Origin of the sequence: Mucilaginibacter sp. (genome assembly GCF_041663085.1) — a bacterium.
Taxonomy (GTDB): domain Bacteria; phylum Bacteroidota; class Bacteroidia; order Sphingobacteriales; family Sphingobacteriaceae; genus Mucilaginibacter.
This window is the reverse complement of the sequence record NZ_JBAZRC010000178.1, coordinates 1-8,967: the sequence shown is the minus strand read 5'-3', so window position 1 is coordinate 8,967 and position 8,967 is coordinate 1. Positions and strand designations below refer to the sequence as shown.

The window sequence follows — 8,967 nt, the reverse complement described above, 5'->3', positions numbered from 1 at the left end:
GCTTTTACAAGCGTTGTTTGCTGTTGTTTGCGCGGGTGATGTTTGATGTAAATACCAAAACCTACAAACAGCAGTATCATAGCAGCGGTAGATATTTTTGCCCATAAAAATATATTATTACGCGGCTTTGCATTTTCGCCGGATGCGTCAGCGCCTAAAATTTTGCTGAGCATTGCGTTTGTTTTATCAGCATTGAACAGTGCGGCGTTGGGCTTCAGATCGTCCCAGGCCTGGCGTATCAATAAAGAGAGTTCTTCATCGCCCGCGCCGTCATTTATAATAGTAAGCAGCTCGTCGCGCTCCTGCGCAGTGGCCGTTTTACTATAATAGCGCTCAAAAAGGTATCTTAACCTTAGCCTGGATGTAGTCATTAAATGTTGTTCAATAATTGGTAGTTGTACAAAAGCCGGGGGGCTTTTTATTACATGACACCAAACGCAACAAAAAAGGGGGTATGGCTTTTAAAATTTTTTTGAAAAAAATGCGGAAACCAGTATGATCATTGCCGAAATATCAATATTCGACTGTACAAAGCTGGTGATGGAGTGGGTAGCACCCTGCAGGTACTTTTTTACGGTTTCGCGCGAGAGGCCCATCTGGCGGGCTATCTCATCGTACTTTAAACGGTTATGGCGGCTTAATAAATAAACCTTTTGCTGTTGTGGTGGTAAATGATCTATAGCCTCATCTAATAAACTATAGTAACCCGCTAAGCCGGGGCTGTCATCAGGGGTGATGGATGAGGCATTTTTTTCGAGTGTTTTTTGATGGATACGTTCTTTAGCCACCTTACGCAGGCAATTTAATGCGTGGTTTTTTGAGATCACAAACAAATACGCCCTGAAATTTTGGACACTTGTTAGCGTTTCGCGGCTCATCCAGATCTTTAAAAACACGTCCTGTACCACTTCTTCGGCGAGTTCAACTGAATCTGTTATGCGGTAAATATGTGTACCCAAAAGCTGGTGATGGGTGTTGAACAATTCGCTAAAAGCATGTTCATCCCCATTGGCCACCTTCAATAGCAACTCTTTTTCACATGGTAAAATTAAGTCAGTCATAGGCGATAGTTGGTATCGGCAAATAATGCAAAAAATACTACAACTGCAACCTAATAATTTTTAATGTTAAAAAAGTATCATTATGCGTAAAAAAGACACATTAACAATTGCTTGTTTGTTAATGTGTTAACCATGGCAAAAAAAGGATATACTTTTAGAATAAAGAGGGGTTTTGGCCTGTTTTGATCTTCCCAAGGTGTTTATAAGCGCTTTCGGTAGCTTCGCGGCCACGTGCAGTACGCATTAAAAAGCCCTCCTGTATCAGGAATGGCTCATAAACCTCTTCAATGGTTCCTTCTTCCTCGCCAACAGCGGTGGCAATGGTTTTTAAACCCACCGGGCCGCCTTTAAATTTATCTATAATGGTAGAGAGGATCTTGTTATCCATTTCATCCAGGCCATGCTCATCAACATTAAGGGCGTTAAGTGCATACTTAGCAATGGCGGTATCAATATTACCGTCGCCTTTTATCTGGGCAAAATCGCGGGTGCGGCGCAACAGGGCGTTGGCTATACGCGGGGTGCCACGGCTACGGCGGGCAATTTCATAAGCGCCTTCATCGCTGATGGGGGTGCGGAGTATAGTTGCCGAACGCAATACAATAGTAGTAAGCAACTTGGCATCGTAATACTCTAACCGGCTGTTTATACCAAACCTTGCACGCAGCGGGGCGGTTAGTAAACCCGAACGCGTTGTTGCACCTACCAGTGTAAAGGGGTTAAGCGAGATCTGTACCGAGCGCGCGTTTGGCCCGCTCTCCAGCATAATATCAATCTTAAAATCTTCCATGGCCGAGTACAGGTACTCTTCCACAAGCGGGCTTAAACGGTGAATCTCGTCAATAAAAAGGATGTCGCCTGTTTCGAGGCCGGTAAGCAGGCCTGCAAGGTCGCCGGGTTTATCCAATACCGGGCCCGATGTTATTTTTATACCTGCGCCCATCTCGTTAGCGATGATGTGCGACAGGGTGGTTTTACCTAACCCGGGAGGGCCATGCAATAGCACATGATCCAGCGCCTCGCCGCGCTGGCGGGCAGCCTGTACAAATATGCGCAGGTTTGCCAGTATTTTGTACTGACCGGTAAAATCTTCAAATGCCTGCGGACGTAAAACTTTTTCTATATCACGTTCGGCAGGAGAGAGGCGTTCGCTATCCGGATCAAGATTTTCATTCATTGCTTTTGCAGTGATTAGTGTTTAGAGATTTGTGATTAGTTGATCTCAGTTTCAAATCTATGTAAAATACTATAAATTTTAGTACGGATAACTAATAAACCACTCACAAATTAACTTACCCCTCCGGGTATTTCCTGAAAATGCTGTTTATCTTCATCTGTATAACGCCAAAAAAGGCTTCCTTGAAGATGCCTGATGACATTTTGGAGGTGCCGGCAGTGCGGTCGGTAAATATGATGGGTACTTCGGTTACTTTAAAACCATGTTTTATAGAGGTGTATTTCATCTCTATCTGGAATGCATACCCCACAAATTTTATCTTATCCAGGTTAAGCGTTTCCAATACTTTACGCTTATAACACATAAAGCCGGCAGTGGCATCCTGTACATCTATACCGGTTATAAAACGTACATAAACTGATGCAAAAAAGCTCATCAGCACCCGGCTCATAGGCCAGTTAACTACATTAACGCCTTTTATATACCGCGAGCCGATAGCGGCATCAGCGCCATCTATACAGGCCTGGCGTAAACGAAGCAGGTCATCGGGGTTATGGGAGAAATCGGCATCCATCTCAAAAATAAAATCGTAATGGTGCGCAACCGCCCATTTAAACCCATGAATGTACGCCGTACCTAATCCCTGCTTACCCGATCGCTCTTCAATAAAAAGTTTTCCGTCAAATTCCTGTTGTAACTGTTTTACAATAGTGGCTGTACCGTCGGGCGAGCCATCATCAATAATGAGCAAATGAAAATCATGCGGAAGCGTAAACACCTTACGGATCATCCGTTCGATGTTCTCTTTCTCGTTATAAGTAGGAATGATGACTATACTATCGGGCACGTAGCTGCAGAATTTGTTTTTGTAATGAACGCTGCTAAAATAATTTAATTTTATACCGCTTTAAAATAAAAAACAGGAAAGTGTAAGCTTTCCTGTAATTCAATACTAATATGATGGTTATTAAAGGTTGTTGGCTTCTGCAACGGCCTTATTATCAAGGTATGGGTCGGTAATGTAGTTTCGCTCTTTTAATCGCGGAGAAATAATCATGAACGCAATTATAAACACACCTATAAATGCTACAAAGAACCATTCGTAATTAGCACCTTTTAAGTTTGTGGCCCACCAGCCGCCACCTTCAATAAGCCCGTTAATAGAGGCTGTTATCAGGTTGCCAAACGATACCACCAGGAACCAGATTCCCGTCATGGTACTCTTCATTGATTTTGGCGAATGGGTATAAGCGTACTCTAAACCGGTAATAGATACCAGTACTTCGGCTGCTGATAATATCATAAACGCCAGTACCTGCCACCAAATGGATGGCGAACCGCCATGATCAAGGCTGGTGTGTATAACGCCAATTACCACAAATGATAAAGCGGTTAACACCAACCCCGTACCAAGCCTGCGCAAGGGTGTTGTTTTTAGTCCCCGTTTATCGAGCCACGGATATATTACATAGTTAAACAGCGGGATAAACAGGAGCAGGAATACGGTGTTAAAGGTTGACAACTGACCAGGATATATGGTGAATGTGGTAAAACCAAGGTTAATAACACGATCCATTTTTTGGGCGTATAGCGTCCATTCAGATAAACATTGATCCCAAACAGCCCAAAATGCCAGCGCAAAAAAGAATACCGACATAACCCGGTACACTGCTTTAACACCTTCAACGCGCTCCGGGTCGTAGCTTTCTTTAGCAATATCAAGTAAAGATTGGCCCGGTTTCCTTTTGCTTAAATGGGTTAGTGCATACCATGTTATAAACACCAGGTTATTACGGTTTACGCCCTGCGGAGGCACCTTTACATATTTTTTACGGCCCGAGAAGAAGATGATGGTAGCCAGTGCCATCAATAAGCCGGGGATACCGAACGCCCATTTAGGCCCAAAGTGCTCATAAGTCCAGGGGATAGCTACGGTTGAAATCATAGAGCCGGCATTGATACTGAAATAGAACCAGCCGTAAACTTTTGAAAGCAGGTCCTGATTGGTAGCATCAAACTGATCGCCAACGTTAGCAGATACACATGATTTGATACCGCCGGCGCCAATTGCAACCACAAGCAAACCTAATTCAAAACCGGTTAGGCCACCATCAAACGTTGCCAGCATTAAATGCCCGATGCAGTAAATTATAGATACATATAAAATAAGCTTGTATTTGCCGGTAAACCAGTCGGCTATCATGCCACCTACAAATGGCAAAGCATAGGCCACCATCACAAACAGATGGTGCAGCTTATTAGCATGCGCATTAGCCTGGTCGGTTAACGCCGCATTATCAGTAGGATTAAAAAATTGGTTCACTAAAAACAGCGTGAGTACAGAACGCATTCCATAAAAACTAAAGCGCTCTGCGGCTTCGTTCCCGATAATAAACGGGACACTCTTGGGGAATCTTGATTTTGTTTTTGCCGGAGCGGTTGTTTGTAGGTTTTCTGCCATACGTTTTAAAACTATTTTTTTGACTAAAGTACTATAATTAAATTGATCCGAAATTTTATACCGAAATTATTACAGAGACACTTGTAATGTTTTGATTGCTGAAAGATAGTAGTGTTTTAATTTTTTCTTTTTGTGCTTGCCGGTTTCTTTACAGGCGCCGGGGTGCCGTTCCTGTCTATAATTGCCTGTGCTTTAGGGTCAATATATTCTGCATCCCTGGTTTCGGGGATATTGCGCATATCAAGGTTTTCTACAAATTCCCATCTGCCGTTTTTAAGTTTATAACCATCATAGCTAAGGTCGGGCCCAAAGGTTTCGGGGCGGTCTTTCATTTTATCATCAGGCGGGGCAAGGTGGTCAAACACGATCAGGTTTTGCTCGGGCACATAACGCAATAACATCGATGCCTGCCGGGTGTACTCAAATACTACACGTTTGCGGCTGCCGTTAAACACAGGCATACCCAAACTTGGCTTGTCCTCCTTATCAAAAGAAAGTACCTCAATAACCTTTTTGGTTGATTTTACATTGTTACCCTTCCAACCCAATAAAACGTAGTAGGGTGTTGCGGCCGCTACGCGTATTATCTTATAGTATTGCGCACCAAACCATTTACGGTTATCGGTTACAGAATCTTCGGGGTTTTTAAGCATGGGTGAATAATCCTCAAGCGGGTACATCAGCAGGTTATTGCCGGTATTCATTTGCACTGTGCCGTAAAAACGATAGCTGCCATCCTGGTTCATTACATGCCAGCTTAGTATCCTGAAACGATTATCCGGCGAGTTAAGGATACTGATGCTCTTAACAGAATCGAACTGATAATTGAACGAGTGGGGGACTTTTAACGCGCTAACCAGCGTACGGATGAATGTATAATTGGCAGCCTTACGCTCCATATCATCAGGGTTGTTCACAAACTTTTTACCAAGAGATTTTAAACTATCCTGGTATATGCTTAGTTGTTTTAGGTTTTTGCTCTCATCAGAGTGTTGAGCAAAAGAACTGCTTAAACAAAATAACAGGGATATAGCTATAAAGAAACCTCTCATCAAATGTTTTTATGATAACTGAAACGTTAAACAGGCCGCTAAATTATTAAAAAGATAGGTTACAACAAGTTTTGAATAACCATAGCACTTGCGCCACCGCCACCGTTACAAATACCTGCCGCGCCAAGTTTGCCGCCATTTTGCTGCAATACGTGTATCAGTGTAACAATAATACGTGCGCCCGATGCACCCAGCGGGTGGCCAATAGCAACGGCACCGCCGTTAACGTTTACCTTAGCGGTATCAAGCTTTAATAGTTTGTTGTTGGCTACAGCTACTACCGAGAAGGCTTCATTGATCTCAAAAAAGTCGACCTGTTCTGCAGATATGCCAGCTTTGTGCAATGCCAATGGGATAGCTTTTGCAGGTGCCGTAGTAAAATATTCGGGCGCTTGTTGTGCATCGGCAAATGATACGATTTTGGCCAATGGTTTAATGCCCATTGCCTCGGCTTTTTCTTTGCTCATCAAAACCAGCGCAGCTGCGCCATCATTTAATGTTGATGCGTTTGCTGCCGTAACTGTACCATCTTTTTTAAATACGGGTTTAAGGGTAGGGATCTTATCAAACTTTACTGCTTTTGGCTCTTCGTCATCAGCAAATAAAGTAACCTCGCCTTTTTTATCTTTCAATTCAACCGGGGTAATTTCGGTTTTAAATTTACCTGCAGCTTGTGATGCCTGCGCACGGTTATATGATTCTATAGCAAAAGCATCCTGCTCTTCGCGGGTAACGTTGCAGTCAACAGCACAAAGCTCGGCTGCCGAACCCATGTGGTAATCATTATATACATCCCAAAGGCCATCTTTTACAAGGCCATCAATAATCTGCCCGTTACCCAGGCGATAGCCGTTACGGGCTTTATCAAGGTAATAAGGTACGTTGCTCATGCTTTCCATACCACCGGCTAAAACAATATCGTTATCGCCATTGGCAATGCTTTGGGCTGCCAGCATAATGGCTTTCATGCCCGATGCGCATACTTTATTAACCGTAGTGGCGGGTAAATATGGCAAGCCGGCAAAAATAGCCGCCTGCGTTGCAGGTGCCTGGCCTAAATTGGCCGATAGCACGTTGCCCATATATACTTCCTGTACATCTGATGCTTGCAAACCGGCTTTTTCAATAGCCGATTTAATAACTACAGCACCTAATTGTGTTGCCGATAAAGATGCCAAACTGCCGCCAAAACTGCCGATAGGGGTGCGGGTTGCCGATACGATATATACTTCTTTCATGAGCGAAAATGTTCTTTATTATAATGGTTGGGCAAATTTAGTTTTTACTTTGAATAGTAACGATAGAAATGAAAAATATTATGCATGCATAGTATTTAATTACCCTGCTTCATTAAATTAAAGCGTAATTCTGCTGAAAAGGCATGTTCCATTTTTGTTCCAGATTTTTACTCGTTATAACAGGATTTTACAGAGATGTTTTGCGTATCGTAAGCTATCCTAAGTATTATCATGTTTAAAAGCAGGCTTGTCATATCCGCAATTATATTATTTCTTGTTATCAATACTTCTTATTTCTGGGAGGGGATGCTTGGCATTTTTGCAATCCTGTTCTACCTAATACTTATTATAGTTTTTGCAGTACTTGTTTTTAGTGTATTAAAACAGTTGTACTTCGCCATCAAAGAAAATTTCAAGAACAAACAAAGACTTTATAAAATCTGCTTCGTACTGTTGGTTTTAACAGCTGTACTAATGCGCCCTTTTGGTATTAGAGATTATGCTGTATTCGAGAGTGAAAATATATTGGTAGCTGACAGGGAAGGCGCTGCAAACTGCATGACAACACTTATGTTAAAAGAAAGTGGCAGATTTAAAATGCGGAGTGTATGTTTTGGCATTGATGAGGATATGGGAACATACGCTATACAGAATGATACAATCAAATTAAATTATTCCTCGTCACGAGGTGCTACCGATATGTTTAAATATGCTGTTTTAGACAGCACTAAGAAATATCTCAGATTTTATAATACAACACCCGATACCACACCTTACTGGCTGTATATTAGGCTAAACAACACCAAGCTTAAATAATATTTATTGCGCTCGTTTATAACGAGTGCTTACTTTGTTGGCGATTATATCGCCACAGTAGCGTCGTAGACGCGCATGAATATTCCCAACGTATGTTCATTTCGAACGAGGTACGAGGAGAAATCCTGTTCGTTATGCAAGGTAGATAACATGCAAAGTTCGCTATCTGTCGTATGAACAAGATTTCTCGTCGCTGCGCTTCCCTCGAAATGACAGGGCGATGATGGGTGGTGTCGTAAAAGCAAAGAACCCCGCACGAGTTGCACCTCGCACAGGGTAATCATACTTCACTTAACTGGTTTATATAATAATTGGAAATTATTCTGTTTACTCAACCGACTGGCGCAGCATCAGCGCGCCTACGGTTACATTGGTGCGGCTATCAATAATAATAGCCCCGCCATTGGCTTTATTTACCTGGTATGGGTCGAATGCTAAGGGCTCGGCTGTTTTTATTACAATGCGGCCTATATCATTCAGTTTAAATTCTTCGTCGTAGTCTTTTTCCAGTGTATTGATATTCACCTTATAGATCACCTCCTGTATTTTGCAGCGGATGGTTTTTGTATTGTGCTGCACCAAATGGGAAAGGGAGGGATCCAGCGGGCGGGTATCCATCCAGCACAGGTCAGCCTCAATTACGTTGCTTAGCTGCGGCTGCCCGGCGCTGTTCACGATGATATCGCCCCTGCTGATATCGATATTATCCTGCAGATGCACCGTTACCGACATGCCCGCCAATGCTTCCACAGGTTCTTTATCATACAATTCAATTTTAGAAATAGTGGTACTAAAGCCCGATGGCAAAATAGTTACTTTATCATTCACTTTAAACGATCCGCTCGAAACCCTGCCGGCATAACCCCGGTAATCGTGCAATGCATCAGTCTGCGGCCTAACCACCCATTGTACAGGGAGGCGGGCATGTGCAGATGAATCGTCTATAGTGATCTCCACATTCTCTAAATGCTGCAGCAGGCTGTCGCCGCTATACCAGCTGATATTTGATGACCGGTATACAATATTATCGCCCTTCAACGCACTCACCGGGATGTAGGTAACATTATCCAGATTTACTTTGGCAGCCAGCTTTTTAAAGTCGGCAACAATGTTATTGAACACCTCTTCGCTATAATCAACCATATCCATCTTGTTTACTGCA

Annotated in this window: 9 protein-coding genes; 1 reads left to right on the top strand and 8 read right to left on the bottom strand. The window is 42.9% G+C overall.

Translation table 11 applies throughout. The features are described 5' to 3' along the window. The 7 genes from WC615_RS21190 to WC615_RS21160 form a co-directional block, all read right to left on the bottom strand. A partial coding sequence (locus tag WC615_RS21190) for a hypothetical protein (RefSeq protein ID WP_372980048.1) occupies positions 1-371 on the bottom strand: 371 nt, incomplete at its 3' end. A gap of 90 nt (positions 372-461) precedes the next feature. After that, positions 462-1,061, bottom strand: a complete 600-nt coding sequence (locus tag WC615_RS21185) for an RNA polymerase sigma factor (RefSeq protein WP_372980047.1) — start codon at positions 1,059-1,061, stop codon at positions 462-464. Positions 1,062-1,215: 154 nt separating this feature from the next. Beyond that, positions 1,216-2,238 carry a Holliday junction branch migration DNA helicase RuvB gene (gene ruvB / locus WC615_RS21180; RefSeq protein ID WP_372980046.1) on the bottom strand — a complete coding sequence of 341 codons (1,023 nt, stop codon included), beginning with the start codon at positions 2,236-2,238 and terminating at the stop codon, positions 1,216-1,218. A 115-nt stretch (positions 2,239-2,353) separates the two neighbouring features. Next, positions 2,354-3,085: a polyprenol monophosphomannose synthase gene (locus WC615_RS21175; protein ID WP_372980045.1), complete on the bottom strand. Its 732-nt coding sequence runs from the start codon at positions 3,083-3,085 to the stop codon at positions 2,354-2,356. Between the two features lie 120 nt (positions 3,086-3,205). Then, entirely contained in the window at positions 3,206-4,699 is a 1,494-nt protein-coding gene (locus WC615_RS21170; RefSeq protein ID WP_372980044.1) for an MFS transporter, read from the bottom strand. 116 nt (positions 4,700-4,815) lie between these two features. Then, positions 4,816-5,751: a hypothetical protein gene (locus tag WC615_RS21165; protein ID WP_372980043.1), complete on the bottom strand. Its 936-nt coding sequence runs from the start codon at positions 5,749-5,751 to the stop codon at positions 4,816-4,818. A gap of 59 nt (positions 5,752-5,810) precedes the next feature. After that, the gene (locus tag WC615_RS21160; protein WP_372980042.1) at positions 5,811-6,989 is read right to left on the bottom strand and encodes an acetyl-CoA C-acyltransferase; all 1,179 of its coding nucleotides are present in this window, start codon (positions 6,987-6,989) and stop codon (positions 5,811-5,813) included. 231 nt (positions 6,990-7,220) lie between these two features. Here WC615_RS21160 and WC615_RS21155 point away from each other — a divergent pair, with 231 nt between their 5' ends. Beyond that, positions 7,221-7,805: a hypothetical protein gene (locus tag WC615_RS21155; RefSeq protein WP_372980041.1), complete on the top strand. Its 585-nt coding sequence runs from the start codon at positions 7,221-7,223 to the stop codon at positions 7,803-7,805. Between the two features lie 327 nt (positions 7,806-8,132). On the opposite strand, the gene WC615_RS21150 is transcribed toward WC615_RS21155, so the two are convergent. Continuing rightward, on the bottom strand, positions 8,133-8,967 hold an 835-nt coding region (locus WC615_RS21150; protein WP_372980040.1), incomplete at its 5' end, for a sulfate adenylyltransferase.